Source organism: Brevundimonas mediterranea, from assembly GCF_014196125.1.
GTDB lineage: Bacteria > Pseudomonadota > Alphaproteobacteria > Caulobacterales > Caulobacteraceae > Brevundimonas > Brevundimonas mediterranea.
The window spans coordinates 581,527-607,067 of record NZ_JACIDA010000001.1; the positions used below are offsets into that span (position 1 = coordinate 581,527).

Genomic DNA, 25,541 nt, shown 5'->3' on the forward strand with positions numbered 1-25,541 from the left:
TGTTAGCGCGCGGCGCGCGCCGCCGCCATCTCGGAAGCCAGCCGGACGGCGGCGATCAGGCTGTCGGCGCGGGCGATCCCCTGGCCGGCGATGTCGAAACCGGTGCCGTGATCGGGCGAGGTGCGGATGATCGGCAGACCCAGGGAGACGTTCACCCCGCCCCAGAAGTCCAGGGTCTTGACCGGGATCAGGGCCTGGTCGTGATACATGCACAGGGCGGCGTCATAGCCGGCCCGCGCCTCGTCGTGGAACAGGGTGTCGGCGGGCCTGGGGTCGGTGATGTCGATTCCCTCGGCCCGCAGTTGCGCAGCCACCGGGCGCAGGGTCTCGATCTCCTCCAGGCCCAGAGCGCCGCCTTCGCCGGCGTGAGGGTTCAGGGCGGCCATGGCCAGGCGCGGACGGGCGATGGCGAAGTCGCGCTTCAGGCTTTCGTGAACCACGCGGGCGGTGCGGGCCACGCGGTCTGCGGTGATCAGTTCCGCGACCTGTCCCAGGGCGACGTGGATCGTGACCAGGCAGGCCCGCAGATCCCTGGCGGTCAGCATCATCACCGGCCCCCGCGTGCCCGGATAGGGGGCGTCCGCGGTCAGTTCGGCGATGAATTCCGTATGGCCCGGAAAGCGGAAACCCGAGGCGTACATCGGGGCCTTGGCGATCGGCGCGGTCACAAGGCCCGACGCCTCGCCGGACAGGACGAAACTGACCGCTTCTTCGATGCCGTCGGCGACGGCCGGCGCATTGGCCGGATCGGGACGGCCGACCTCGACCGCGGCCGGCAAGGGGCGATGGATCACCGGCAGGGCGCGCCCGAAAGCCTGCAGCGCATCGGAGGGGGTGTTGATTTCGACCACCAGTGCCCCCTGAGCGCGGAGCAGGTCCGCGTCGCCGATGACGGCGAAGGCCAGCGGCTCGGTCTTCAGGGTGTTCCAGGCGGCGGCCACGATCTCCGGCCCGACGCCGGCGGGTTCGCCCAGCGTCAGGACCAGAGGCCGGGTCATTTGAATTCGATGAGGGCGTCGCTACGCAGATCGCGCAGATAGCGGCGCTCGAGCACGGCCAGGTTCTGGGAACGCAGACGACCCTCGACCTGTTGACGGTTCGGGGCCTCGGGGCCGCCGACCCGGCGACCGCAGACGGCGACCAGGTGCAGGCCCAGCGGGGTGCGGATCGGCGTGGAGACCGAGCCGATCTCGCCGGTGCGGGCGAACTGCTGGAACTGGGGCGCGAGGTTGGCGACATCTGATTCGCCGAGGTCCGCTCCGATCACGCCCTGGGTCGCGCGCGCCTGGGACAGGATGTTGTCGCAGTTCAGTCCCTGACGTAGGCCTTCCAGGGTGCGGGTCGCGGCGGCCAGATCGGCTTCCGACGCCGTCTCGGGCAGTTCGACCATCAGTTGCCGCAGAGAGACCAGGCTGGTCGCCGCGCCGTCGCGCTTGTCGCGCATATAGATGATGTACACCCCGCCATCGACGGCGATCGGGTTCGACAGCTGACCGGGCTGGAGTTGGTCGAAGATGGTCTGAAGCGCGGGCTGGACCGTGCCCTTGACCACCCAGCCGGCGTCGCCGGGCACCCGGGCCGAAGCCGAAGGCGCCGATGAGAACTGTTGGGCGACGGCCTGGAAGGGCGCGCCCTGGATGATCTGCTGCACCAGCTGGCGGGCGCCGTTCATGGCGGCTTCCTGGCCGCCGACGCGCGACGCCTCGATATAGATTTCGCCGATCAGATACTGGGGCTGGGCGGCCGCGTCATTGAGACGACGGACTTCCTGATCGACCTGAAGCGTGCTGGGCCGCGCGCGGCTGTTGAAGCGGCCGGGCACCAGCTGTCCCCAGCCGATCTCGGTGCGCAGGTTTTCGCGGAAGGCGTTCGGCTGGATGCCGCCCTGCTGAAGGAATTCCATGTAGGCGGCGGGGGCGACGCCGGCTTGGCGCGCCATCTGGGCGATTTCCTCGTCGATCTCCTGGTCGGTGACTTTCAGGCTTTCGAACTTGGTGATCTCCTGCGCCTTCAGACGCTGCTCGATCAGCCGGTTGAGGGCGGCCTGCTGGATCGCCGGCAGGTTCTGCTCGGTCGGCTGGACCTGCGACGAGGCGATCAGCATCAGCATCTGCTGACGCAGATCGAATCCCGTGATGATCTTGTCGTTCACCGTGGCGACGATGCCGTCGGCCATCTCGAACTGGGGGGCGGGGCGAGCCGTTGCGGGACCGTCGCCGGCCGCAGGATTCGGCGCTCCGGCGGCGGACGCCTGCGGAGCGGCCGGAGCGGACGCCGTCTGACCATGAGCCGAACCGGCGAGGAGGACCGCCGCGAGCGCAGCCCCCGTCGAATAACGCATCAAACCCATTGGTCGTCCTGATTCCTCACAGCGGTCCGTTTGCCAGGTCGGCAGACGGTCGCGCCCCGTAAAGCGTCATGCTCAACGCATTTCACCCTGTCCATAACCTGAACCTCCGAAAGTGGCGAGGTTTAGGCGTATATAGACGCCATCCGACGGTCCGCTGGCCCGCACGCGTGTATTGTCGCGGCGATATCCGAACTCGACGCGGAAACAGTCGTCGTCGAACAACACGCCGACCTCCTGACGGGTGATGACGTTCCGTTCGAGGTCGGCGATCCCCGTGACGGCGACGCCCCAGTCGCCATAGACGAACTGTTGTCCCGAAAGCTGGACGAATTCGTAGTTTCGATTCTGATCGCCGGACAAGGGATTGGATCGATCGACGATATAGCTGACGGACGCGAGATTTCGGCGTCCCCAGCGGCCGTCCACTGCGGCCTCGGCGCGACGAATGTCGCCCGAGCCGTCGAAGGTGGCGTGACCCCAGCTGCGAATTCGGTCGGAAGGAGAGAAACTGCCCTGCACCACCCAGTCCGACGCCGAGGACGCAAGACCGGTCGGATCGTAAAGAGCGCCGGTCGTGCTGTCCGGCACCGTGGTGCGGAAGGCGTCTTCGTCATCGGCGCGATAGCTTCGGCCGACGAACAGGCTGGCGCTACGGCCTTCGGACCAGCGAACCGTCGCGCGACCGCCGGCCGTGACCCGCGATCCGCCCTCGACCAGATCGTATCCGGAGAAGCGATCCATGCGGAACAACGATGACTCATCCAGCTCGATGACCTGCGAATCCTCGTTCGGAATACGGGGATCTATGTCGGCCTTGTTGGAAACCGAAACCTGAACGACCGGCTCGAGGATGATGTCCGCGCGCTGGGTGCGTTTGATCAACGGATAGCTGACGTCGACCCCGGCGCTGAACCGTGTGCGGCTGAGGGATTCGTCGCTGTGGACCCCCACCATCGGCGGCAGATCGGACAGGGAGTAGAGATCGACTCTCGCATCGACAAACGGCTCGACCCGCAGACCCAAGCCAGTGATGAAGGTTCGACGCCATTCCGCCTGGGCGGTCACTCGCCGGCTATCTACGCCGGACAAGCCCGTCGTCAACGCCGGCACGATGTCAGGGTTCAGGATCGGCGTGCCGACGAAATTATCGCGGTACAGCGAAACCGCCGATCCCTTCAGCCGCAATCGACCGCCGAAGACGTAGCCTGCTGGTTCCCAGCGCGCATCGATCAGCGGCGCGACTAGAGGCAGATCGTCGTCCTCCTCGAACACCTTGAAGCCGGAGGCGTCGCGGAAGTCGTTGGCCTCGAACGCGGGATCCAGCCGTAGGCTCTGAATGGAGAAGGCGGCGACCGAAATATAGGATTGCTCGGTCTGACGCTCGGCGTAGATCTGGCTGATCAGCCGACGACGGTCACCGTAATAGAGTCCGTTGTCCTTATAGGTGTTCCGCACGTCATACCGGTCGAACAGCGTCTTGTCGGACGTCCGCTCCGCCGTGAAACCGAAACGCCAGGGACCGTCAGGATCGTATTCACCATGCGACAGCAGATAGCTGCGGTGTTCCTTGTCGCCGAAACGAACGTTGCTTTCGTATCCTCCGTCTCCATCCAGATCGAAATCGCCGAAATTGCGTTCGTAGGTGTAGCCGCCGCGCGCAAAGATCGAAGCGTTCACGAACCGGCGGCGCCATTGCAGGTTCAGCAGCGGCGCGACGCGAGTGTTGATCTGCGGACTGATGAGCCAGTCCTCGGACGGCGACACGACGTGAAGATAGGGAGCCTCGATCGAGACGCCCCGGCCTTCATCATAGTTGATGATGGGCACCAGCAGGCCTGACGCCCGTTTCACCGTAGGGTCGGGGTGGGCGAAAAACGGGGTGTAGAAGACCGGGACGCCGCCGACCCGGAAGATGGCGTTGCGATAGATGACGGCGCGCAGGGCTTCGTCCTGGACCACCTTTTCCGCCTGGATCGAGATGCTGGGCCGTTTGGGACCGTTTGCATCACAGATCGGGCAGGGGGTGAAAATGGCGTAGTTCAGTTCATTGACGTTTTCGCTCCGCCGAACCGCCGTCGCCGCCATCAGACTGGCGCCGTTCTCGAACCGTGTCGCGAAATCGACCGCTATGGCCGCCTTCAGGTCGCGATCGGTTTCCAGATGGCTGGCGTAGACGATGGTCCCGTCCGCCGACACGGCTTCGACGCGCCCGCTGGCCGAGGCGGCGCCGCTGGACAGGTCATAGGCGAGGTTGTCGCCACGCAGCACATTGCCGTCTGCGCGCAGATAGACCCGGTCGCCGCCGTTGCTTTCGGCGGTGATCAGATCGCCGGTGCGACTGGTGCTGGCGGCGTCGACATAGACGGCCCCTTGAGGCAGGCCGTCCGAGGCGGGCGTCGTCTGCGCTGCGGCGACACCGGCGAAGGGGACGCAGACGAACAGGGCCGCGCCGGCCAGAAGCCGCGCCCGGAAGGCCTTCGAACGCTGATCGCGATCACCCTGCATGAACCATCCGTCTGTCTTGAGCGAGGCGCTCGCTTAGCCGTCTTCGGTATAGAACAGCAAGGTGAAGGCGGCGAGCGCCGTCAATATCGGCGGCAACCAGGCCGCCACGAAGGGGGGCACCACCTCGGCCGATCCCATGGCGGACGAAAACTGGTTCAGGAAGAAGAAGGCGAAGCCGAGGACCACGGCCGCCACGCTCATCTTCGCCAGGTCGCCCAGGCGCATCAGCCGCAACGAAAACGCCGCCGCCAGGATCGACATGGCCGCGAACACCAGCGGGGTGACCAGCAGCTGCTGGAAGCGCAGGCGGTAGGCGGTGGAGGCGAATCCGGCGTCCTCGATTCGCTGGATCTGATTCGGCAACGACCAGAAGGGCGTCGATTGGGGGCGGGCGAACCGCTCGAAGGCCTCTTCATCCGCAAGGCTGGAGAGGAGGTCGAGGCTGGAATAGGTCACGGCGCGCTGGCCGATGCTGGCGCCCACCGCATCGGTCAACCGCCAGCGGCCGGCGCTGAGGGCGGCGGACCGGGCGTCGATCCGTTCCGAAAAGTCCCGGTTGCCCTCCGCATCGGTCGTGTAGATGAAAAACGTGACGTCCAGCAGTCGGGCGTTGGCGCGGTCCTGCCGCCCGGCGCGAATGATCATCTGCCTCTGGTCGTCGCCCTCGCGCAGCCAGATGGCGTCGTTGGAACTGGCGCCGGGGGCTGTTCCGGAGATGCGCGCCCGTTCGCGCTGCCACAGCCCGTCGCCGGCCGAAGCGAGCGGACCCAGAACGGTCACGGTCAGAACTCCCAGGACCAGGGCCATGCCTGCAGCCGGCAGCACGAACCGCCAGGCCGAAACGCCCGCCGCCCGCATGGCGACAAGTTCGCTGCGCCGATTCAGACCGATATAGGCGGCCAAGGTTCCGAACAGGAAGACGAAGGGCAGAAGCTGAACGATCACCGACGGCGACTTCAGGGCTACGAGGCCCAGGATACGCAGGGCGGAAAGGTCCTGATCCGACCCCACGCCGCGCGACACCTCCACGAAGTCGATGAGCATGACCAGGGCGGAGATCACGGCCAAGGCCACGCCCAGGGAACGAAGCTGCTGGATCAGCACATAGCGTTCGATCCGTCCCAGCCGGGGCAGGCCTAATCGGGAAGGCGAGAGAAGGGCCAGGGTCATGCGAATCTCGCGCGCAGCCGGTCGAGGACCGGCCGTTCCCGGCGCTTGCGGGGCTTGAGGGCGCGGAACAGCAGCCGCATGGCCGCTGCGACGACGATCAGGGGCGCCAGATACTGCAGGATGTTCATCCACGGGTTCCAGGCGCTGGCGGCCACCAATCCATAACCGATCACCCGCACCAACAGGAAGACGCCCGCCGCCTTGGCGATCCGAAGCGAATAGCCGGTGCGGCTGAACGATCCGCCCATGATGGCGGCCAGGGCCATGGCCATGGCGACAAGGGCGTATAGCGGGGCGGCGATGCGGGCGTGGGCCTCAGCCAGCAGCTCGCCGCGCGAGCCGGCGGTCTCCAGCACGCGGGGCGAGGGGTTCAACAACTGGCGAAGATAGAGGTCGGCCGGCTTGTAGCGAATCTGCTCGGTCACGCTGGAGAACTGACCCAGGGGGAAATCGTATCTGTCGAAGGACAGGGTCTCGAGGACGCCACGCGATGAATATTTCTGCCAGGAACCGTCGATCATGGTGAGAACCGGTTCATTGGCGGCGTCACGACCGAAACGCGCCTCGGCGGCGCTCCAGTTCTGGGTGGACTTGCCATCATCGAGGTAGACGAACAGGTTTTTCAGAAGGCCGTTCTGTTCGATCTGCTGGACATAGACGGTCAAGCCGTCCGGTCCCTGGACGAACTGGCCCTCCTCGACCAGCAGGGCCGCCAGGTCCGTGCGAATGGCGAAAGCCTGATTGCGGGCTTCACGCTGGGCCCAGGGCTGGGCGAACAGGGTCATCACGAGATTCAGAATCAGCACGAGGAACGCCAGTCGCGCCGCGGGCGAAATCACCTGCCATCGGGTCATCCCGCCGGCGAAGGCCGCCGTCAGTTCCTGCTCGCGCTGCATTCGCGTCAGGGCGATGAGGGCGCCGACGAACAGACCGATCGGCAGGATAACCGCCAGTAGCTGAGGCAGGGCCAGCAGGGTCAGTTTCACCATGACCCACACGCTCTGGCCGCGTTCGACGATGACTTCCAGTTGGTCGAGGCTTTGGCTCAGAATTCCGATTCCAGCCAAGGAAGTGCAGGCCGCAACCACGGGCAGCGAGATCTGGCGGAAAAGGTATCTTTGAATCAGGGTCATGGGCGGATGGACTTCGCCCGGTTGCAGGCGGCGATAATGAGGCGCATCTAGTAGCACAGGAGGGCGCGTCCGCGACAAGCAGACGCGCCGTTTGTCTTTTTCTATCGTAACGCCGGGTGGGGCCTGGCTGGAGTCGCTGTATGAAGATCGAGTTCGTCGCCGCCGTCGACGCCGCTGAAATCCTGGCCGTGCCGGTTCATGATAATCGCGCCCTGGCCGGTTCCGCCCCTGATCTGGACGCCGAGACCAACGGCGCCCTGACCAAGGCGATGTCCAAGAGCCGCTTCGTCGGCAAGTCTGGACAGACGCTGAGCATCGCCGCCCCGTCGGGCGTGAACGCCGATTGCGTGCTGCTGGTCGGCGCCGGGGCTGCGGACAAGCTGGACGACCTGGCGGTCGAGGCCTTCGGCGGCGCCGCCTATGCAGCGGTGAAACTGTCGGGCGCCGAGGTCCTGACCATCGACGCCTCGAACCTGACGCCGGAACAGGCCGCTCGAGTCGGCTTCGCCGCGCGTCTGGCCGCCTATCGGTTCGACAAATACCGGACCACCCAGAAGGCCGACAAGATTCCGTCGATCACTGCGATCCGGGTCGTGACCTCTGATCTTCGTGCCGCCGAGGCTGCGCTGGAGCCGCTGTCGGCCGTCGCCGACGGCGTGATCTTCGCCCGCGACCTGGTGTCCGAACCCGCCAACGTCCTGTACCCGGCCGAGTTCGCCAAGCGCGTCAAGGCGCTGGAGAGCCTGGGCCTCGAGGTCGAGATTCTCGGCGAGGCCGAGATGGAAAAGCTGGGCATGCGCACGCTTCTGGCCGTCGGCCAGGGCAGCCGTCGCGAGAGCCAGCTGGCCGTGATCAAGTGGAACGGCGGCGAGGCGGGCGGACAGCCGATCGCCTTCGTCGGCAAGGGCGTCTGTTTCGACACCGGCGGCATCTCGATCAAGCCGGCCGACGGCATGGAAGACATGAAGTGGGACATGGGCGGCGCGGCCGCTGTGACCGGAACCATGATCGCCCTGGCCGGCCGTAAGGCCAAGGTCAACGCCATCGGCGTGCTGGGTCTGGTCGAAAACATGCCGGACGGCGACGCCCAGCGTCCGGGCGACGTGGTCGTGTCGATGTCGGGCCAGACGGTCGAGGTGATCAACACCGACGCCGAGGGTCGCCTCGTCCTGGCTGACGCTCTTTGGTACACTCAGCAGCGCTTCAAGCCGAAGTTCATGATCGACCTGGCCACCCTGACGGGCGCCATGATCGTGGCCCTGGGCCTGGATTACGCTGGCGTCTTCTCGAACTCGGACGAGGTCGCTGATCCAATCCTGGCCGCGTCGAAGAAGGTGGGCGAGAATTTCTGGCGGATGCCGATCCCCGACATCTATGAACAGCACATCGACTCGAAGATCGCCGATGTGAAGAACACCGGCAACGGCCGCGCCGGCGGTTCGATCACCGCCGCCCTGTTCCTGCAGCGCTTCACCAACGGCGTGCCGTGGGCGCACCTGGACATCGCCCCGACCGCCTGGGCCAACAAGAGCCCCAGCCCCACCGTGCCGGAAGGCGGCGTCGGCTTCGCCGTGCGCACGCTGGATCGCATGGTGGCCGACGCCTACGAAGCCTGAGTTCCGGACGGTAGAGCCGGATGAGCGGCAAGCCCGAAATCTGGTTCTACCATCTGGAGCGTTCCACGCTGGACCAGGTGCTGCCGACCCTGCTCGAGAAGACCCTCGAGCGGGGCTGGCGCGCCCTGATCAAGTCGGCGCACGCCCATCGGTTGGACGATGTCGACGAGCGGTTGTGGAGTTTTCACGATGAGAGTTTCCTGCCGCATGGCCGGGCGGATCAGCCCCATGCGGATCGCCAGCCGGTGCTGCTGAGCGAATCGGGGGAGAACCTGAACGGTGCTCAGGCGCTGTTCATCGTCGACGACGCAGAACTGGGCGTGACGGAAGGGATCGAACGATGCTTCATCATTTTCGACGGGCGGGACGAGCCGGCGCTTCAGAATGCGCGGGCGCGTTGGAAGGCCCTGAAGGCGGAAGGGGCCAATCTGGCTTATTGGCGCCAGACGGACGAAGGGCGCTGGGAAAAAGCGGCCTGATCGCCCTGGTGCTGTTGGCCGGGTGTTCGACGCCCGTTGCGGAGCAGCAAGCCCCCCGCACCGTGGAGCGCGCGCAACTGAACCCGCCCGTCGGCAGCCGTATGCCGACCGCCCAGACGACCGACGTCTGTAAGGCCGGAGAGCTACAATATCTGGTCGGCAGGCAACGGACCGAGATCCCTGTGCCAGTAGACGTCGTCAACCGGCGCGTGACTTGCACCACCTGCCCGGTGACCCATGACTTCTCGGCCTATCGGCTGAACATTTTCTACAATGCCGAGACCGGCGTGATCGAACAGGTCCGTTGCGGCTGACCGCGACCCAAGGGAAACGACCATGAAGACCGCCTTTATCCTGAGTTCCGTGCTGGCCGCAGGCCTGGCGCTGTCGGCGTGCGCGCCCACGGAAACGCCCGTGACCATAAGGACGCCAGGCGACGACGACGCTTTCAAGGCCTGCAAGGTCGAGGATTATCAGGCCTATGTCGGCCGGAACCGTTCGACCGTTCCGAGCGCGCCGGAAGGCCAGATCTTCCGAGTGCTATGCACGACCTGCATAGCGACCATGGACTATCGCGAAAACCGGGTGAACTTCGTCTATGACGAGGCGTCGGGCGTAATCCAGCAGGTCAAGTGCGGCTAAGCTTCAGCGTCCGGCCTTGTCGCCGGGCCACAGCGGGGCGCTGAACTTCCTGGCCAGATAGTCCATCAGGGCCGTGACCCGCGCGGGTCGGGGCCCGCTGCTGGGCGCGACCAGGTGCAGGGCGATCGGCGGCAGGCGCCAGTCAGTCATCACCGTTTCCAGCTTTCCCTCGGCGACGTCCTTCCAATAGATGAAGTCCGGCTGGGGAAAGAGCCCCAGGCCCGCACACAGCGAGGCGGTCAAGGCGTCGGAATTGTTGACCCGCAGCGGTCCGCGCGGTCGCACCACCACCTCCTCGCCCGCACCATTGACGAAGCGCCAGGCGTCGGGCGTCGGCATATAGGCGTAGCTGAGGCAGGCGTGCCGCTCGAGATCGTGCGGATGGGTCGGCCGTCCGCGCTGGGCCAGATAGTCGGGCGAGGCCACGAGAAACCGTTCGACCGGCCGCAGCCGCCGTGCGGTCAGCGATGAATCCGGCAGGGCGGCGATGCGCAAGGCGCAGTCGAAGCCGCCGCCGACCAGATCAATCACCTCGTCCGACAGGTGCAGGTCGATCGAGACGTCGGGGTGGGTGGCCAGAAACTCGGGCAGGGCGGGGGCGACATAGGCCATGCCGAATGACATGGGCGCGGCCAGCCGCACCAGGCCGCGCGGCGTCACCGACATGTCCAGGGCCTCGGACACCGCTCCCTCGGCCTCGGCCAGCATCAGCCCCGCGCGCGCCGCCAGCGTCCGACCCGCGTCGGTCAGGGCGAACCGACGCGATGTCCGGTGGAGCAGCGTGGTCTTCAACTGCTGCTCCAGCCGGGTCACGGCCTTGGACACGGTCGCCTTGGACAGCCCCAGGGCGTCGGCCGCGCCGGAAAAGGACTGGGCCTCCGCCACCTTGGCGAAGATGGCCATGGCCTCGAGGTCGGGCAGGCGGGACATGGCGGCCTCTGCGTTGGAAACGATGAGTTTCAGGTGTTTCTATTTCTGTTCGGTCGCCGATCTCTATCTTGACGTCAAGCAATGACGCCGGGACGGCCCGGCCTGAGGACAGACCGATGATCGAGCGCAGACCTTTTGAATCGCTAGGCGGCGACAACCACGGCTGGTTGAACGCCAAACATCACTTCTCCTTCGCCAACTATTATGATCCCAAGCGAATGAGCTGGGGCAATCTGCGGGTCTGGAACGACGATGAGATCGCCGCCGGAACCGGCTTTCCGCCCCACCCGCACGCCGACATGGAGATCATCACCTATGTCCGCGACGGGGCCATCACCCACGAGGATAGCCTGGGCAACAAGGGCCGCACCGTGGCCGGCGACGTTCAGGTGATGAGCGCAGGCACTGGCATCCGCCACGCCGAATACAACGCCGAGCCGGATCTGACCCGGATCTTCCAGATCTGGATCGAGCCGACCAAGCGAGGCGAGGCGCCCAGCTGGGGCACCAAACCCTTCCCCAAAGGCGAACGTTCGGGCCAGTTCGTGGTCCTGGCCTCGGGCTTTGAAGGCGATGCGGACGCCCTGTCGATCCGCACCGACGCCCGGATCGTGGCGGCGACCCTGAACGCCGGCGACAGCGCCGACTATGCCCTGGGATCGAACCGCCGCGCCTATCTGGTTCCGGCCAAGGGCGAGATCGAGGTCAATGGCGTTCGGCTGAACGCTCGCGACGGCGCCGCCATCGCCCAGGAAGACGTCGTCACCGTAAAGGCGATCTCGGACGCCGAAGTCGTGCTGGTCGACGCCGCCTGACTTACGCGGTCACCGCGTCTCAATGCCTTCAGGCTGAAATAGAAAAGCCGCCGTTCCCTTCGGAGCGGCGGCTTTTACGCACCTATAGGTTGGCGGCCCAATCCGTCGCCCGCACGAGGCTGTCGACGATGCCCGGCTCCGACGAGGCGTGGCCGGCGTCGGCCACGATATCCAACCTGGCCTCGGGCCAGGCCCGGTGCAGGGACCAGGCGCTGGCGATGGGGGTGACGACATCGAACCGGCCCTGGGCGATCCAGCAGGGGATGTGGCGCATCCGGTCCACATTCTTCACGATCCAGCCGTCTTCAGGGAAGAAGCCGGCGTTGGTGAAGAACCAGTTCTCGATCCGGGCGAAGGCGACCGCGAACTCGGGCTCGGCGAACTTGTCAGGCCTGGCGTTGGGGCCCTCGACGCTGACTGTCTCGCCTTCCCAGCTGGACCAGGCGACCGCGCAACGTTCGCGGTCGGCGATGTCGTCACCGATCAGCCGCTTGTAATAGGCGCCCATCAGGTCGCCGCGTTCGGCTTCGGGTATGGGGGCGACGAACCTTTCCCAGGCGTCCGGGAAGATCATCGAGGCGCCGTCCTGATAGAACCAGTGCAACTCCTTCCTGGTCAGCAGGAAGATGCCACGCAGAACCAGGGCCAGGACGCGCTCCGGATGAGTGATGGCGTAGGCCATGGACAGGGTCGAGCCCCAGGACCCGCCGAACACCACCCATTTGTCGACGCCGCACCGTTCCCGCAGCCGCTCAATATCCTCGATCAGGGTCCAGGTGGTGTTGTCTTCCAGCGAGGCGTGGGGGCGGGACTGGCCGCAGCCGCGCTGATCGAACATGATGATCCGATACTGGGCCGGATCGAAATAGCGGCGCATGCCGGGATTGACGGCGCCGCCGGGTCCGCCATGCAGCACCAGAACCGGCCGGCCCTGCGGATTGCCGCTTTCCTCGTAATAGATTTCGTGGACGCCGTTGGTGGTCATCCAGCCTGAGGCGAAGGGTTCGATCTCGGGGTAGAGTTCGCGACGCGGCTCGACGGGCGTGGGGAAGGCCATGCTTTCGAGGTCTTTCTATTGGGCCCGTATGCGGCCTTACTGAGGGTTAGGAACGAAATGCCGCAAAGGCCAGGCAAAGCCAACCGGCGATCATGAGCAGGCCGCCGATCGGAGCGACGGCGCCCATGACGGGCAGGCTGAGCAGGGCGACGAAGGCCAGGGCCAGCGAGAACACAAGTCCGCCCGCCGCGCCCAGCCAGCCGGCGATCCGCGCCCATCGACCGCCGCCGGTCCACAGGGCGCTGGCCACGGCGAAGACGGCGTGGGCCAGTTGATAATGGGCGCCGGTGGACAGCAGCGTCTTGACCTGCGGCCCGGCGCCGTGGGCCGCGAAGGCGCCGAGCGCGACGGCAAGAGCCCCGTTCAGAGCAGCGAAGACGATCAGATTGCGACTCGGTGACATGCTAGGAGCCTAGCCCGACGAATCCGGGAAGTCTGCTATGCGCGTGCGATGGAATTGGGATCCAGATCGCGCGCGGCGCTGCAATATGTCCTGATGTTCGGCGGATTGGGCGTCAGCCTGCCCTACGCCGGCCTCTGGATGCGCGCCCAGGGACTGAGCGGGGCGGAAATCGGCGTCCTTCTTGCGGCGCCCATGCTGGGACGGTTGGTCACGGGGCCTGCCCTGGCCGTCTGGGCCGACGGCTTCCGCTATCGCCGCACGCCCATAGCCCTTCTCGCCGCCCTGGCCGGTCTGGGATACGGAGCGGCGGGTCTGTCAGAAGGATTCGCAGCCTGGGCGGTCTGCTGGTTCATCGGCGCGACAGGCGCGGCGGCGATCATCCCCCTGACCGACGTGCTCGTCCTTCGATTGGCCCGTCGTGAGGGATTCAGCTTCGCGGCGCCGCGTGGTTTTGGCTCAGCCGCCTTTGTCGTGGCCAATATCGCCATGGGCTTCATCTTGCAGGCGACGGGGGCCGAGGCGGTCATCATCGGCGTGATCCTGGCCTGTCTGGGCATAGCGGTCGTGGCCTGGCGGGGGCTGCCCGCCGAGCCGGTGCATGACGGCCCTCCGATCCCCGGCTGGGATCGATTTTGGGGCATGGGGCGACTGTTGAAAGATCCCGTTCTGGTGACGGCCCTGGTCGCTATAGGCGCGGTGCAGGCGGCCCACGCCTTCTACTATGGTTTTTCCGCGATTGTCTGGCGGGGGCAGGGGATTGAACCGCATCTGACGGGGCTGTTGTGGGCCTTCGCCGTGGCGGCCGAGATCGGCTTCATGTGGATTGTCGATCCCTGGCGTCGTCGGCGCCGAATTGGAGCCTGGCCGCTGCTGGCGCTCGCTGCTGCGGCGGCCGTGCTGCGCTGGGGGTTGATGGCGGCGGCGCCCCCGCTGTGGATCCTGTGGCCGCTCCAGGCGCTGCACGCCCTCAGTTTTGCGGCCAGTTATCTCGCTGGGATCGAACTGATCGAACGGCTGGCCCCGCGCAACAGCCAGACGGCGGCCCAGACCCTGAACTCCACCTTGTCGGCGGGGGTTCTGATCGGTTTGGCGACCTTGGCGAGCGGCCCGCTGTACGATGCTTTCGGCGCCGGCGGTTATCTCGCGATGGTGGGGCTAGCTGCACTGGGCCTTCTCGCCTGTCTGGCGTTGAAGTCGATGCTGGCCGCACGAATCTAGAGGCGCGACCCTTACGCCTCAACTGCGGGGCAGCAGAGCCATATGACCCGCCATCACGGACGCCGCAGCCTTCACGCCCCTCTTGACCAGGTTCTCGTCAGCGGGAAGGGGCGCCCGCAGCAGACCCACTGCCGGCGTATTCGGTCCGTCGGCGAGATCGGCGAGAATGCGATAGAGAAGATAGGAACCTGCATCCTCCTCAGCCTCTGATGAAGCGTCCGCGTCCAGACCTGCAGCATTGAGAGCGCGGACAATATCGGCGACTGGAGCGGTCGTGCGCGCCACACCTGGGCCCGTCCGCGACAAGCGATCCTTGCGGTCCAGGGTGCGATTCTCGGCTCGCATCTGCATGCGGAATCCGCCGCTCTTGTGATTGCGGCCCACAAGCAGGACCGCGCGACAATCGCCGCTTCTCAGATGCTGACCAAGGATTTCAGCCAGGGCGTCTGGATTGTCTGCGGACACCCGAACCGTGCGGGCGCCCGGGGGACTCCAGACATCGCCGGACAAATCTTCCACAAGATCCCAGCCAGCATCGCCTTCATAGGCGCAGATAGCGATTCCGGGACGTCGGTCTGGGCGGATTGAGCCTTCGGTCTCGTTCGTCATTCCGACCTTAAACCTCGCCCAACGCGTGACGTTTTCGTGACCGTTGCAGGTGGCTCGAACTTCGGCTCGCCGTCAAGCGTCAACCGAGGTCCCCGACCGCTGCATCGAGCAGCATGAAGGCGCGACCCCCGTCAGAGGCGAGGCGGTTCTGCACGGCCTGAGCGTCGCCGCTGCGCGCGTAGGTGGATATGTCCTGAGAGAAGACGGCCACATAACGCTCGGCGTCGGCGCGCAGTTCGGGGTCGCTGAGCACACGGCGCGAGACGCTGCGGACGGCGGCCGGCGCCACACGGCGCACGATGCGACGCGCGCCGTCGGCGTCGCCGTCGCCCAGTAGACGCGCCGCCTCTTCCACGCGTGAACGGGGCAGGAGCGCATTGGGATCGACGCCCATGCGGCGGATGGCGGCCGCGACCCGGTCAGACAGGGCGGCGGTTTCCGCAGGGCTGTCCGTCGGCGTGTCCAGATCCAGAGGGAGGTCGTCGCGGCCGCCGGACACCAGATCGTTCCAGTCGAGGCCGGCGTCTGGCGCGGGCGCAGCGCGCGGCGTTTCTGTCGGGGCCAGACGCAGACGATTGCGAAGCCCGAAGCCTCTGTCGGCCGCCCTGTCTTCCGGCGACGGCTCGGCCGGCGTCGCGCTTCGCGGCTGCCGATGGCGTTCCGGCTCAGGCGGAAGCTCGCGAATCCGGCCGGTCGGGGCGTCACCCGAGACCACCCCCATCAGGCGCACGGCCTCGGTCAGCATGTCATAGTTGCGGCGAACCCGTTCCTGGAAGCCGACATCCAGCGCCTCCGTGTCTTCGGCGGCCTTGCGCGATGCGGCGGCGAGGGAGGCCAGGCCTTCCTCCACGCTGGCGCGGACGGCGTCGACGCGGGCGCGCGCCTGTTCCGGCAGACGTGCGGCGCGTTCGTCCACATCGGCGACGGCGGTGTCGATCTCGGACAGAGCGGAGTTAAGGCGGTCCACCAGGCTTTCCAGCCGTTTGACCATCCGCTCGCCGGCCTCGTCCACCAGGCCCGAGGTCTCGCCGACGATGCGACGGGCGTCCTCGATACGGGCGTCGGCGGCCTGATCGGCCTTTTGGGCCGCCTCGAACAGGGCCTCGCCGAGCCGGTCGGCGCGCAGTCGCGCCTGTTCGGAAGCGTCGGCGGCGGCGGCGCGGGAATCTTCGGCCGTGGCACGCATCTGTTCCAGCGCCCGCCGGGTTTCCTCCATCAGGGTGTCGCGGGCGTCGGCGGCCAGGGCCTCGAACCGATCCAGCGAAACCTTGGTTGCGGCGTCGAAACCGTCTGCCTCACGTTGGGACATGTCCACAAGGGCGCGGAACTGGTCGCCGGCGGCTTCCAGGATTTCGCGCAGGCTCTCGATCGACGTCTGAGATGTCCGGCCCATTTCGTCGGCGGCCGTGCGTGTCGCCGACAGATTTTCGACGAACTGGGCCCGCTGACTCTCGACCTGGGCGGAGAAATCTTCCTGATCGGTGCGCAGGGCGTAGGCGGCCGTCACCAAGGCGGCCCGCTGCTGGCTCAGCCCCTGTTCGACCGACTGGATCTGTTCGGCCACGCCGGAGCCGGCGTTTTCCAGCCGGATGGTCTGGCGGGCCAGGTCGTCGGCGGCGACGCGGGCAGCGTCCTGGGCCTCGCCGGCGGCGGCGGCCAGATCGGCGGCGCGAGCCGCCAGGGCGGCCTCGGCCTCACGCAGTTGGGCCTGGGCCAGGTCGGAGGCGTCGGCGACCATGCGCGACTGCCGCTCGACCGCATCGATGACGCCTATGGCCTGGCTGTCGAGATGGACGCCCAAGGTCTGCATCTGATCACGCTCGCGAGCGAGGTTTTCGGTCAGGCGACGCGCCGTCCGGGCGGCGTTCTCGGCGGCCGCGTTCAGGCGATCCGTCTCCTCGGCCAGGGCCTGGCGCAACAGGACCATGTCGTTGCGGGCGCGTTCGGCCGCGAGGGCTGCGTGGTCGATATCGGTCCGCAGGGAATTCAGCACCTGGCCAGTCTGCTGAGCGGCCAGTGCGGTCGGCGCGACCAGGGCCTCGGCCATATCGCGGGCGCGACGTGTCTCGGCGGCCAGACCGGCGCCCTGACGTACGGCGTGGGCCAGCATTATGGCGAGGCCGGCCGGCGCCAGCGCCATCAGGGCGTAGATGGCGAAGCGCAACGGATCCAGGTCCGCCGCGCCGGAGCCGAACTCATACGCGGCCCATGAAGCGACGCCGCCGATCCAAAGGGCCGAGGCCAGGACGGCGATCAGATAGGCGGTCCGCCCGCTCGCGGTGGCTGCAGCACGCGCGGAAACGCTTGATCTCAGGGTTTGAGGCGACGACAGCTCGAACGGAGCCGGGGGCTTGCCTGCGGCCACGGCCATCTCGACAGCGGCGGAAGATTCAAACGTCGGTTCCGGATCGATCTCCGGCGCGACGGCCGGGACGACGTCAAGGGATTCGACAGGCGGCGGGACAGGCTCGGCCTCGGGCAGGGCCGCCGGCTCGGGTTTCAGGGCAGCGGCGGCGCGTTCCTCGGCCTGGCGCGCCTCTTCCGCCAGACGGCGGCGGCGGCGTTCGGACATGGGCCGTTCGGGCGGCCTTACAGGCAGGGGCTCCAACTCCGCATGCGGCTCGGCTTCTATCGCGGGCGTCGAACCGACTTCGACTTCGACCTCGATCTCGACGTCAGACGCAGGCGTGTCCGCCATCTCGATGGGCGGGACGGCCTCGTCGTTGGTCAGTTTAAGCGGCGGCCGGTTACGGGATTTCATCAGGCGTCGAGCTCGATTCATGCGCGTGGCGCGCGAGAACGCGCCGATTCGACCCTAGCGGGTCAAAACCCAAGGTCCAAGCCGTACAGATTCAACAGACGTGGACTGTTCGCGATCAGCAATCGCGCCTGGTATCTGCGCTGAAGGCGGCGGACTTGTCCGGACGGCAGTCTGCGCTGCGATGGACTTCACGTTCCGCAGGCTGGGGCGAATGGACGTCAACGCCGAACTGCGACAGTACGGCAGCCGCCAGCAATGCCATGAAGCCAGCGATCAGTTGCACCAGCGCCTGCATAGACGGTGTCTCCAACAGCCCCCATGGCCGATTGTTTTATGCGCCTGTTTGGCGAACGTCACAATCCCGCCGCGTAAAGATTGACCGGGCGTGGCGTGCATGAAACGGAGAAGAGGAGGGCGTCCGCATCGCGGTGTCATGCGAATCGGGCAGGCAGGCTGAATGACCCAAGACGGCGACAGCTATGACGGCAGTCTGCTGACCCCCGGAGCGGGCGTCTGGCGCAGCGAGATCGCGCACAGGTTTTCCATTTTGATGGAGAACGAAACCTATTTCGACGCGCTGTCCTCGGCCCTCCAGAAAGCTGAACGGTCGATCGTCGTCCTGGGTTGGCAGTTCGACCCTCGCACCCACCTGGATCCGGAGACCCGGCCCGGCGAAAGACAGCATGAGATCGGCCACCAGTTGCGCATGCTGGTGAAGCGCAAGCCGGACCTGGACGTCCGGCTGCTGATCTGGAAGTCGCCTTTGCTGATTGCGGCGTCCCAGGGCTTTTATCCCCACCGCGCCCAGCGCTGGTTCCGCAAGCGGATGGTCGAGTTCCGCATGGACGCGCCTGGCCCAATCGGGGCCTGTCACCACCAGAAGGTCATCGTTATTGACGACCGCGTCGCCTTCTGCGGCGGGGGCGACATCTCGACGGATCGTTGGGATTCCGTCGAACATCTGGACGGAGATCCGCGTCGCGCCCTGCCCAATGGCGTGATCTGCAAGGCCCGGCATGAGGTGATGTGCGTGATGGATGGGCCGGCCGCGCGCGCTCTGGGCGATCTGGCGCGCGAACGCTGGTTCAAGGCGACCTGGGAACGGACCGTGCCGGACGAGGTCGAGAGCGATCCCTGGCCTGACGGCGTGCCGGTGCAGATGACCGAGGCGCCGGTCGGCATCGCCCGCACCGAACCCAAGTGGAGCGGCCGCCACGAGGTGCGCGAGAACGAGGCCCTGTATCTGGAGTCGATCCGGCGGGCGAAGCGGCTGATCTATTTCGAGAACCAGTATTTCACTTCGCCGATCATCGCCGCCGCCCTGGCCGAACGTCTGGCCGAGGTGGACGGTCCGGAAGTGGTGCTGGTTTCGACAGGCAAGAGCCCCAGCTGGTTCGACAGCATGACCATGGACACGGCCCGCGCCGAGGTTCTGTATCGGTTGGAACGGGCCGACAAATACAATCGGTTCTTCGCCTTCGCGCCTTTGACGGCGGAGGGCGACCGCATCATCGTTCACGCCAAGGTGTCGATCATCGATGATCGGCTGTTGCGGATCGGATCGTCCAATCTGAACAACCGGTCGATGGGGCTGGACACCGAATGCGACGTCGCCGTAGAGCCGACCGATGCGGCCGGCCGCGCGGTCATCGTCCATCATCGCCATCGCACCATCGGTCACTGGATCGGCGTCCCAGCTCAGGATTTTGCGGCCTTGGAGGGGGTGCTGGGGTCGACGGGCGCGGCCATCTGCAGTTTCGGCAGCGACCGGCTCAAGTCCTTGGGTTCGGATCCGCCGACGCGGATCCAGCGGATCTTCGCCGAATGGCAACTGGGCGACCCCACCTCATCGACCGACGCCTGGCGGCCTTGGAAAAGGCTGAACCGCTCACACCGCACGCGGCCCGCGTCGGAAGGCGGCCAGGCCCCCGGCTAGGGGCCGCGTCCTAGCGGGATGGCTGGACGATCTCGAAATCGATGATCAGCGGCAGGTGATCCGAGGCGACCCGAGCCAGGGGCGAGAAGTCCGCCTTGACGCCGGTGATGCGGATTTCCGGGCTGACGAAACAATGGTCGATGCGGATCGCGGGGAAGCCCGAGGGGAAGGTCTTGACCGAGGGTTTCAGGTTCAAAAGGCGCTGACAATCACCCAATCGGCGCGCCAGTGTCTGGTAGGGCCGGGTGATCGAAGTGGCGTTGAAGTCGCCTGCCAGCAGGGTGGGGCCGGTGCAGCCGGCCAACCAGCCGGCGCCCGCCAGGGCCGCCGCCTGCAGGCGTTGTTCACGCGGGACCAAGCCCAGATGGGTGGTCAGGATATTGACCGCGACGCCGCCGATCTGAATCTCGGACCAGATGGCGCCGCGCGGCTCCAGGCCGGGGATGCCGCGCACCGTCGGCAGGGCGTCGGCGCGGATCAGCATCTCCGGGTGCGGCGTCAGGATGGCGTCGCCATACAGTTCGGCCTCGACCCTCATGGCCGGATGGAACCGCGAGGTCATGGCCAAGCCCTTGGCGATGGCTTCGGCCTGATCGACCTTGCCGGTGCGGGCCCGGCCCACGTCCAGCTCCTGAAGGCAGACGATGTCGGCTTCGTGTTCGCCGATCACCGCGACGATGCGATCGACATCCAGACGCTTGTCCGTCCCGACGCAGCGATGGACGTTATAGGTCAGAAGGCGGGGCATGGTTTCCCGGGGACATGTCCGAATCCAGCGGACGGCTAGGCCTTTTGGCCGCCGATTGCGACCCCTGTGCGACGATCAAAGCAGGACCAGATGATCCGGCAGTTCATTGGGATTGTCGGCGCGGGGCGGGAAATGGGCCGCCAGGACCCGGCCGCACTGGTCGATGGCCGCCTCGAAGCCGGCGACCGGTCGGCCGGTCTTCAGTTGACGGGTCAGGGCGGCGACGGCGTCGGCCCACACCCCTTCGTCGACCTTATGGTGGATCAGTTCGTCGGCGATCAGTTCGACCTGATGTTCTTTCAGAGCGGCGAAGATCAACACCCCGGTTCGCTCGCGCGTGACGTGGACGCCGTGCGCCAGGAACTGTTGCAGGGCCGCCTTGCGCACACGGGCCCCACGAAGACCGCGCGGCGTGACCCAACGCAGGACCGGCGGGATGCGGGTCAGCAGGAAGACCGCGACGAAGATCACCGCCTGGACCAGGGCGTAGAAGGCCAAGGCTTGACCGACGCCGACGGCCTGGGCCGAAACGTGGGCGGCTTCCCAACCGTCTCCGACCGGCCAGGACAGGGTGAAGCCCAGCGGGATGAGCGCAGTCGGCGCCAGCAGGGCCGCGGCGGCCGCCCAGGCCAGGCTGACATCCGCGTAAGACGAGACCCCGCGCGCGACGACGCAGAAGATCTCGCCCGAGGTGCCGCGTTCGGCCGAGGCGATGGCGTCGGCGACCCGCGCCCGGTCGTCTTCGGTAAACCGCATCACCATCCTCCCGAAGCTCCGCCGCCGCCGAAGCTTCCGCCGCCGCCGCCAAATCCGCCGCCGCCGCCGCCGAAACCGCCCCCGCCGCCCCCTCGACCGGCGTTTCTCAAAGCCTCGGACGCCGCCCAGATCAGTATGGGGGTGACGCCGTCGCGACGATGACGACGCCCGCGTCCGCCCGAACCGATCACGCCGACCAAAAAGATGATGAAGATCACGCCGATGATGACGACAGGCAGGATCACCGCGCCGCCCGCGCCCTCTGGTTCGGTCGCCGCGGCCGCCGCCCGCGCCTGGGCCTCGGCCGGATCCAGCTCCAGCTGGGTGATCAGGGCGTCCACGCCCCTGACGACGCCTGTCTGATAGTCGCCGTCGCGGAAGGCCGGCAGGATGTCGTCGCGGATGACCATGGACGAGAAGGCGTCGGTCAGGATCGGCTCAAGCCCGTACCCGACTTCGATCCGCACCTTGCGTTCGGTCGGGGCGACGATCAGCAGGGCGCCGTTGTCGCCTTCCTTCTGTCCGATGCCCCAGGCGCGGCCAAGCTGATAGCCGTAGTCCTCAATCTCCTGGTCCTGCAGGCTGCGGACCGTGACCACGACCAACTGATCGCTGGATTTGGCCTCAAGCGCGGCCAGCTTCTCCGTCAGCGCCTGTTCGGTCGCGGCGTCCAGCAGATCGGCCTGATCAACCACCCGCCCGGACGGGGGCGGGAAGTCGAGCTTCGTCTGCGCCGTCGCCGGCAGGGCGAACAGCAGAACGGCCATCAGGCCGAACAGAGCCGTCACGACGCCCGCTGGACGCCGTGTCCGAACGGTGAGGGCGGTCACTGCGCCGGCGGGGTCGAACCCGGGGCGACCGGGGCCGCTGTTCCGCCCGGAGCGGCGGCTGGAGCGCCGCCGAGATTGAAGTTCACCTGGGGCGCCGACTGGGCCTCCGCCGTGGCGGTGAACAACTGCATCGGCTGCGACCCGCTATGCACCGTCTTGGCCCAGATCACGTTCGGGAAGGTGCGCAGGGTGGTGTTGTAGTCGCGCACGGCCTCATTGTAGTCGCGGCGCGCGATGGTGATCCGGTTTTCGGTGCCTTCCAGCTGGGACTGCAGGGTCAGGAAATTCTGATTGGCCTGAAGCTGGGGATAGGCCTCGACCGAGACCAGCAGCCGCGACAGGGCGCCGGACAGCTGGCCCTGGGCCTGCTGATACTGCTGGAAGGCCTGCGGATTGCTGAGATCGGCGGCCGAGACATTGACCGAAGTGGCGCGGGCGCGGGCGTTGATCACGTCCGTCAGGGTGGTGCGTTCCTGGATCGCCGCGCCCTGGACCGTGGCGACCAGATTGGGCACCAGGTCGGCGCGACGCTGGTACTGGGCCTGGACGTCGGCCCAGGCCGCCTCGGCCCGTTCCTGCTTGGTCGGGATGGTGTTGTACCCGCAGCCGGTGACGGCGGGCGCCGCGACGAGCGCTGCGGTCAAAGCCAGAGCGCGAGCGGTTGGACGAGCCATGGATATTCCCCTGTCGGCGATTGCGCCGGTGCGGCGACTATCGCCTCAGGACCGCAACGCTTCAAGCGTCCAATGGCTCCGGTTCGACGCCGATCAAGCGACAGGCCGCCGAATAGGTGTTGGCCAGCAGGCATGCGATGGTCATGGGGCCGACGCCGCCGGGGACGGGTGTGATGCGCCCGGCGATCTGGACCGCTTCCCTGAAAGCGACGTCGCCTACGACGCGGGTCCTTCCCTCCGCCGCCTTGACCGGGTCGGCCGAGGGAACGCGGTTGATGCCGACGTCGATCACGGTCGCGCCCGGCTTGATCCAATCGCCCTTGATCATCTCGGACCGGCCGACGGCGGCGACCAGGATGTCGGCGGTGCGGCAGAGGGCAGGCAGGTCGCGCGTCTTGGAATGGGCGATGGTGACGGTGCAGTTCTCAGCCAACAACAGCTGCGCCATCGGCTTGCCGACGATGTTGGATCGGCCGACGATGACGGCGTTCAGACCAGTCAGATCGCCCAGCTGATCCTTCAGCAACATCAGACTGCCCAGGGGGGTGCAGGGCACCAGGCCCGGCAGGCCGACCGCAAGGCGTCCCGCGTTGACGACATGGAAACCGTCCACATCCTTGTCGGGATCGATGGCGTCGAGAACGACCGACGAGTCGATGTGTTTCGGCAGGGGCAACTGCACCAGTATGCCGTGAATGCCGGCGTCGGCGTTCAACTGGGCGATCAGGGCCAGAAGTTCATCCTGAGTGGTCGTGTCAGCCAGGCGGTGCGTATCGGACCGCATGCCCGCGCGCAGGGTCGTTTCGCCCTTGTTTCGGACGTAAATCTGGCTGGCGGGGTCTTCCCCGACGATGACGACGGCCAGGCCCGGCTTGACGCCCTGGCTGGCTTCCAGACGCGCGGCGGCGGCGGCGACGCGGTCCACCAGGTCGACCGAAAAGGCCTTGCCGTCGATCAGGGTCGCGCGTGCGGGCTCGGCTGACATGGGGAAGACTCCGGGGGAATGAGGATGCGGCGATTTACAGCCGTCATGGTTCGGCGTCTATGATCCGCGACAAACTCCGGAGTGTTCTTGATGAAGCGTTCGTCCCTCGTCGCCGCCGCCAGCGCCCTTGCCCTCGTCTGGGCCGCCTCGCCCGCCTTGGCTCAGGACGTTCAGGGCCTGCGCATCGGGGCTGCGGTGGATGGCGCATTGACCGAGACGGACGCGGCCACGACCGGCGACGACGCCTATCGTTATGACGCCTACCGATTCGAAGCGCGTGCGGGCCAGAGGCTGGAGGCTGTGCTGCGGTCCGACGCTTTCGACGCCTATCTGGCCGTCTATGCCGAAGGCGGCGATGAACCGCTGGCCGAAGATGACGACGGCTTGGGCGAAGGCACGGACGCACGGCTGCGCTTCACGCCGGAAACCAGCGGGACCTACGTGTTGCGCGCCCGCACCCTGGCCGGCCTGGAAGGCGGGGACTACAGCCTGTCCCTGCGTGAACGTCCCGCCCCCCCGCGCGCGCCGCGTCCGGTCGGCCTTCGTGTCGGCGACGAGCGGGCCGGGGCGCTGACGGACCGGGACCCGGAGCAGGAAGACGGCGGCCGTTACGACGCCTACAGCTTCCGCGCGTCTACAGGTCAGAGAGTGATCGTCACCCTGGAATCCGAGGCCTTCGATCCATTGGTCCGCGTCGGCCGGATGAGCGGGGCCGACTTCGTCGAACTGGCTCAGAACGACGATGGACCCGACGACGGACTGAACTCGCGCCTGGTCTTCGGCGCACCGACCGCTGGGGATTATGTGATTCGCGCGACCGCCCTGAGGGACGGGGAGGGCGCCTACACCCTGGGTCTGGCGGAAGCGCCGCCTGCGCCGCCGGCCAAGCCCATCGCCATCGGCGACAGCCTGGATGCGAGCCTGAACGATGAGACGGGACGGAATGACGACGGTCAGCGCACCGAATTCTATCGGTTCACGGCCGAGGCGGGCCAGCGCGTCGCCATCGAGATGTCGTCGAAGGATTTCGACACCTATCTGACCCTGCGTAAGGCGTCGGATAATTCGGTCCTGGATCAGGACGACGACGGTGCCGGTTCGGGCACGGACTCACGCATCGTCCAGACGTTGGAGACTGCCGGCGACTATGTGATCGAGGCGCGCGCCCTGGACGATGACGGCGAAGGCCGTTTCACCCTCAAGATCAGCGAAGTCGCCCCGCCCCCTGCGCCGTCTGCGATCACCTTCGGCCAGACCGTGGAAGGCGAGATCACGCCCGAAAAGCCCCAGAGCGACGAGGGCAAACACTATGACGCCTATGCGTTCACGGGCCAGGAAGGCCAGCGCGTCCAGGCCGTTCTGCGATCCGGCGATTTCGACGCCTATCTTGAGATCAGCGGCGCCGAGGGCGAGTTTTCCGCTCTGTCGAGCGATGACGACGGCCTGGGCGAAGGCACGGATTCGCGACTGAACTTCACCCTTCCGTCGTCCGGCGGCTACATCCTGCGGGCCTCCCCCCTGTCGAACGAGGAGAAGGGCCTTTATTCGCTGGAGTTGATCGATCGCGGCCCCGAGCCCAAGCCCGGCAGTATTCTGGTCGGCGCGACGGCGCGCGGCACGCTGAGCCTGTCCGACGCACTGATCGATGGGGGCGCCTATTATGACGCCTATAGGTTCCAGGCGAAGAAGGACGAGAAACTGCGGATCACCCTGGTCTCCAACGCCTTCGACGCCTTCATCGACCTGGGCGAGGATGGCGAGGACTTCACCAGCCTGGCCACGGATGACGACAGTCTTTCGGACACCCACGCCAAGCTGGACTGGACCGCGCCGGAAGACGGCTGGTTCGTCGTCCGAGCCCGGTCGTTGGGCCCGAATGAGACGGGCGCCTATGCCCTGACCTTCGAACGCCAGCCCTGACCGC

Annotated in this window: 24 protein-coding genes; 8 read left to right on the forward strand and 16 right to left on the reverse strand. The window is 66.7% G+C overall.

Going from position 1 to position 25,541, the window contains the following annotated elements; all coding sequences use genetic code 11:
• Positions 1-2: 2 nt before the first annotated feature.
• From pdxA to GGR11_RS02975, 5 genes are all read right to left on the reverse strand, one after another.
• The gene (pdxA, locus tag GGR11_RS02955) at positions 3-998 is read right to left on the reverse strand and encodes a 4-hydroxythreonine-4-phosphate dehydrogenase PdxA (protein WP_183195327.1); all 996 of its coding nucleotides are present in this window, start codon (positions 996-998) and stop codon (positions 3-5) included.
• The gene (locus GGR11_RS02960) at positions 995-2,350 is read right to left on the reverse strand and encodes a peptidylprolyl isomerase (RefSeq protein WP_246331503.1); all 1,356 of its coding nucleotides are present in this window, start codon (positions 2,348-2,350) and stop codon (positions 995-997) included. The genes pdxA and GGR11_RS02960 overlap by 4 nt, the downstream gene beginning before the upstream one ends.
• Positions 2,351-2,422: 72 nt before the next feature.
• Complete coding sequence (locus GGR11_RS02965) at positions 2,423-4,855, reverse strand: LPS-assembly protein LptD (RefSeq protein WP_183195328.1); 2,433 nt, start codon at positions 4,853-4,855, stop codon at positions 2,423-2,425.
• Between the two features lie 33 nt (positions 4,856-4,888).
• Entirely contained in the window at positions 4,889-6,025 is a 1,137-nt protein-coding gene (lptG, locus tag GGR11_RS02970) for an LPS export ABC transporter permease LptG (protein WP_183195329.1), read from the reverse strand.
• Positions 6,022-7,158: an LptF/LptG family permease gene (locus tag GGR11_RS02975; RefSeq protein ID WP_183195330.1), complete on the reverse strand. Its 1,137-nt coding sequence runs from the start codon at positions 7,156-7,158 to the stop codon at positions 6,022-6,024. Before GGR11_RS02975 ends, lptG begins: the two co-directional genes overlap by 4 nt.
• Before the next feature lie 140 nt (positions 7,159-7,298).
• Here GGR11_RS02975 and GGR11_RS02980 point away from each other — a divergent pair, with 140 nt between their 5' ends.
• From GGR11_RS02980 to GGR11_RS02995, 4 genes are read left to right on the forward strand one after another with little or no spacing between them, the layout of a single operon-like run.
• A complete protein-coding gene (locus GGR11_RS02980; protein WP_183195331.1) occupies positions 7,299-8,774 on the forward strand; it encodes a leucyl aminopeptidase in 1,476 nt (491 codons plus the stop codon).
• Between the two features lie 20 nt (positions 8,775-8,794).
• On the forward strand, positions 8,795-9,253 hold the full coding sequence (locus GGR11_RS02985) for a DNA polymerase III subunit chi (protein WP_183195332.1): 459 nt from the start codon (positions 8,795-8,797) through the stop codon (positions 9,251-9,253).
• An 8-nt stretch (positions 9,254-9,261) separates the two neighbouring features.
• A complete protein-coding gene (locus GGR11_RS16610; RefSeq protein ID WP_343051059.1) occupies positions 9,262-9,567 on the forward strand; it encodes a hypothetical protein in 306 nt (101 codons plus the stop codon).
• Between the two features lie 22 nt (positions 9,568-9,589).
• Complete coding sequence (locus tag GGR11_RS02995) at positions 9,590-9,895, forward strand: hemolysin (protein ID WP_183195334.1); 306 nt, start codon at positions 9,590-9,592, stop codon at positions 9,893-9,895.
• A gap of 3 nt (positions 9,896-9,898) precedes the next feature.
• Here GGR11_RS02995 and GGR11_RS03000 read toward each other — a convergent pair whose 3' ends face one another.
• Complete coding sequence (locus GGR11_RS03000; protein ID WP_183195335.1) at positions 9,899-10,825, reverse strand: LysR family transcriptional regulator; 927 nt, start codon at positions 10,823-10,825, stop codon at positions 9,899-9,901.
• A gap of 116 nt (positions 10,826-10,941) precedes the next feature.
• Between GGR11_RS03000 and GGR11_RS03005 the strand changes: the two genes are divergently transcribed.
• Positions 10,942-11,640 (forward strand): pirin family protein, encoded by a 699-nt coding sequence (locus tag GGR11_RS03005; protein ID WP_183195336.1) that lies wholly within the window; start codon positions 10,942-10,944, stop codon positions 11,638-11,640.
• Positions 11,641-11,722: 82 nt separating this feature from the next.
• On the opposite strand, the gene pip is transcribed toward GGR11_RS03005, so the two are convergent.
• Positions 11,723-12,697, reverse strand: a complete 975-nt coding sequence (pip, locus tag GGR11_RS03010; RefSeq protein WP_183195337.1) for a prolyl aminopeptidase — start codon at positions 12,695-12,697, stop codon at positions 11,723-11,725.
• Positions 12,698-12,743: 46 nt separating this feature from the next.
• Entirely contained in the window at positions 12,744-13,100 is a 357-nt protein-coding gene (locus tag GGR11_RS03015) for a DUF423 domain-containing protein (protein WP_183195338.1), read from the reverse strand.
• A gap of 48 nt (positions 13,101-13,148) precedes the next feature.
• Here GGR11_RS03015 and GGR11_RS03020 point away from each other — a divergent pair, with 48 nt between their 5' ends.
• Positions 13,149-14,318 (forward strand): MFS transporter, encoded by a 1,170-nt coding sequence (locus GGR11_RS03020; RefSeq protein ID WP_183195339.1) that lies wholly within the window; start codon positions 13,149-13,151, stop codon positions 14,316-14,318.
• 18 nt (positions 14,319-14,336) lie between these two features.
• On the opposite strand, the gene GGR11_RS03025 is transcribed toward GGR11_RS03020, so the two are convergent.
• From GGR11_RS03025 to GGR11_RS03035, 3 genes are all read right to left on the reverse strand, one after another.
• The gene (locus tag GGR11_RS03025) at positions 14,337-14,927 is read right to left on the reverse strand and encodes a C15 family peptidase (RefSeq protein WP_183195340.1); all 591 of its coding nucleotides are present in this window, start codon (positions 14,925-14,927) and stop codon (positions 14,337-14,339) included.
• 79 nt (positions 14,928-15,006) lie between these two features.
• Positions 15,007-17,688, reverse strand: a complete 2,682-nt coding sequence (locus tag GGR11_RS03030) for a tipN (RefSeq protein ID WP_246331505.1) — start codon at positions 17,686-17,688, stop codon at positions 15,007-15,009.
• Between the two features lie 115 nt (positions 17,689-17,803).
• Entirely contained in the window at positions 17,804-17,983 is a 180-nt protein-coding gene (locus GGR11_RS03035) for a hypothetical protein (protein WP_183195342.1), read from the reverse strand.
• 162 nt (positions 17,984-18,145) lie between these two features.
• Here GGR11_RS03035 and GGR11_RS03040 point away from each other — a divergent pair, with 162 nt between their 5' ends.
• Positions 18,146-19,624: a phospholipase D-like domain-containing protein gene (locus GGR11_RS03040; RefSeq protein WP_183195343.1), complete on the forward strand. Its 1,479-nt coding sequence runs from the start codon at positions 18,146-18,148 to the stop codon at positions 19,622-19,624.
• Between the two features lie 10 nt (positions 19,625-19,634).
• On the opposite strand, the gene GGR11_RS03045 is transcribed toward GGR11_RS03040, so the two are convergent.
• The 5 genes from GGR11_RS03045 to GGR11_RS03065 all read right to left on the reverse strand — a co-directional run bounded on the left by GGR11_RS03045 (position 19,635) and on the right by GGR11_RS03065 (position 23,617).
• Positions 19,635-20,372, reverse strand: a complete 738-nt coding sequence (locus tag GGR11_RS03045) for an endonuclease/exonuclease/phosphatase family protein (RefSeq protein WP_183195344.1) — start codon at positions 20,370-20,372, stop codon at positions 19,635-19,637.
• Between the two features lie 75 nt (positions 20,373-20,447).
• A complete protein-coding gene (locus GGR11_RS03050) occupies positions 20,448-21,128 on the reverse strand; it encodes a TPM domain-containing protein (RefSeq protein WP_246331507.1) in 681 nt (226 codons plus the stop codon).
• Complete coding sequence (locus GGR11_RS03055; RefSeq protein ID WP_425485657.1) at positions 21,128-21,916, reverse strand: TPM domain-containing protein; 789 nt, start codon at positions 21,914-21,916, stop codon at positions 21,128-21,130. The genes GGR11_RS03050 and GGR11_RS03055 overlap by 1 nt, the downstream gene beginning before the upstream one ends.
• Positions 21,917-21,954: 38 nt before the next feature.
• Positions 21,955-22,632 carry a LemA family protein gene (locus tag GGR11_RS03060; RefSeq protein ID WP_183195347.1) on the reverse strand — a complete coding sequence of 226 codons (678 nt, stop codon included), beginning with the start codon at positions 22,630-22,632 and terminating at the stop codon, positions 21,955-21,957.
• A gap of 61 nt (positions 22,633-22,693) precedes the next feature.
• A complete protein-coding gene (locus tag GGR11_RS03065; RefSeq protein ID WP_183195348.1) occupies positions 22,694-23,617 on the reverse strand; it encodes a bifunctional methylenetetrahydrofolate dehydrogenase/methenyltetrahydrofolate cyclohydrolase in 924 nt (307 codons plus the stop codon).
• 90 nt (positions 23,618-23,707) lie between these two features.
• On the opposite strand from GGR11_RS03065, the gene GGR11_RS03070 reads away from it, so the two are divergent.
• Positions 23,708-25,537 carry a PPC domain-containing protein gene (locus GGR11_RS03070; protein ID WP_221205074.1) on the forward strand — a complete coding sequence of 610 codons (1,830 nt, stop codon included), beginning with the start codon at positions 23,708-23,710 and terminating at the stop codon, positions 25,535-25,537.
• The last annotated feature ends 4 nt before the right edge of the window (positions 25,538-25,541 follow it).

What these genes read in the sequence shown, in the direction of transcription:
- pdxA (WP_183195327.1), bottom strand. Translation starts at nt 998, where the DNA reads ATGACCCGGCCTCTGGTCCTGACGCTGGGCGAACCCGCCGGCGTCGGG.
- GGR11_RS02960 (WP_246331503.1), bottom strand. Translation starts at nt 2,350, where the DNA reads ATGGGTTTGATGCGTTATTCGACGGGGGCTGCGCTCGCGGCGGTCCTC.
- GGR11_RS02965 (WP_183195328.1), bottom strand. Translation starts at nt 4,855, where the DNA reads ATGCAGGGTGATCGCGATCAGCGTTCGAAGGCCTTCCGGGCGCGGCTT.
- lptG (WP_183195329.1), bottom strand. Translation starts at nt 6,025, where the DNA reads ATGACCCTGGCCCTTCTCTCGCCTTCCCGATTAGGCCTGCCCCGGCTG.
- GGR11_RS02975 (WP_183195330.1), bottom strand. Translation starts at nt 7,158, where the DNA reads ATGACCCTGATTCAAAGATACCTTTTCCGCCAGATCTCGCTGCCCGTG.
- GGR11_RS02980 (WP_183195331.1), top strand. Translation starts at nt 7,299, where the DNA reads ATGAAGATCGAGTTCGTCGCCGCCGTCGACGCCGCTGAAATCCTGGCC.
- GGR11_RS02985 (WP_183195332.1), top strand. Translation starts at nt 8,795, where the DNA reads ATGAGCGGCAAGCCCGAAATCTGGTTCTACCATCTGGAGCGTTCCACG.
- GGR11_RS02995 (WP_183195334.1), top strand. Translation starts at nt 9,590, where the DNA reads ATGAAGACCGCCTTTATCCTGAGTTCCGTGCTGGCCGCAGGCCTGGCG.
- GGR11_RS03000 (WP_183195335.1), bottom strand. Translation starts at nt 10,825, where the DNA reads ATGTCCCGCCTGCCCGACCTCGAGGCCATGGCCATCTTCGCCAAGGTG.
- GGR11_RS03005 (WP_183195336.1), top strand. Translation starts at nt 10,942, where the DNA reads ATGATCGAGCGCAGACCTTTTGAATCGCTAGGCGGCGACAACCACGGC.
- pip (WP_183195337.1), bottom strand. Translation starts at nt 12,697, where the DNA reads ATGGCCTTCCCCACGCCCGTCGAGCCGCGTCGCGAACTCTACCCCGAG.
- GGR11_RS03015 (WP_183195338.1), bottom strand. Translation starts at nt 13,100, where the DNA reads ATGTCACCGAGTCGCAATCTGATCGTCTTCGCTGCTCTGAACGGGGCT.
- GGR11_RS03020 (WP_183195339.1), top strand. Translation starts at nt 13,149, where the DNA reads ATGGAATTGGGATCCAGATCGCGCGCGGCGCTGCAATATGTCCTGATG.
- GGR11_RS03025 (WP_183195340.1), bottom strand. Translation starts at nt 14,927, where the DNA reads ATGACGAACGAGACCGAAGGCTCAATCCGCCCAGACCGACGTCCCGGA.
- GGR11_RS03030 (WP_246331505.1), bottom strand. Translation starts at nt 17,688, where the DNA reads ATGAAATCCCGTAACCGGCCGCCGCTTAAACTGACCAACGACGAGGCC.
- GGR11_RS03035 (WP_183195342.1), bottom strand. Translation starts at nt 17,983, where the DNA reads ATGCAGGCGCTGGTGCAACTGATCGCTGGCTTCATGGCATTGCTGGCG.
- GGR11_RS03040 (WP_183195343.1), top strand. Translation starts at nt 18,146, where the DNA reads ATGACCCAAGACGGCGACAGCTATGACGGCAGTCTGCTGACCCCCGGA.
- GGR11_RS03045 (WP_183195344.1), bottom strand. Translation starts at nt 20,372, where the DNA reads ATGCCCCGCCTTCTGACCTATAACGTCCATCGCTGCGTCGGGACGGAC.
- GGR11_RS03050 (WP_246331507.1), bottom strand. Translation starts at nt 21,128, where the DNA reads ATGCGGTTTACCGAAGACGACCGGGCGCGGGTCGCCGACGCCATCGCC.
- GGR11_RS03060 (WP_183195347.1), bottom strand. Translation starts at nt 22,632, where the DNA reads ATGGCTCGTCCAACCGCTCGCGCTCTGGCTTTGACCGCAGCGCTCGTC.
- GGR11_RS03065 (WP_183195348.1), bottom strand. Translation starts at nt 23,617, where the DNA reads ATGTCAGCCGAGCCCGCACGCGCGACCCTGATCGACGGCAAGGCCTTT.
- GGR11_RS03070 (WP_221205074.1), top strand. Translation starts at nt 23,708, where the DNA reads ATGAAGCGTTCGTCCCTCGTCGCCGCCGCCAGCGCCCTTGCCCTCGTC.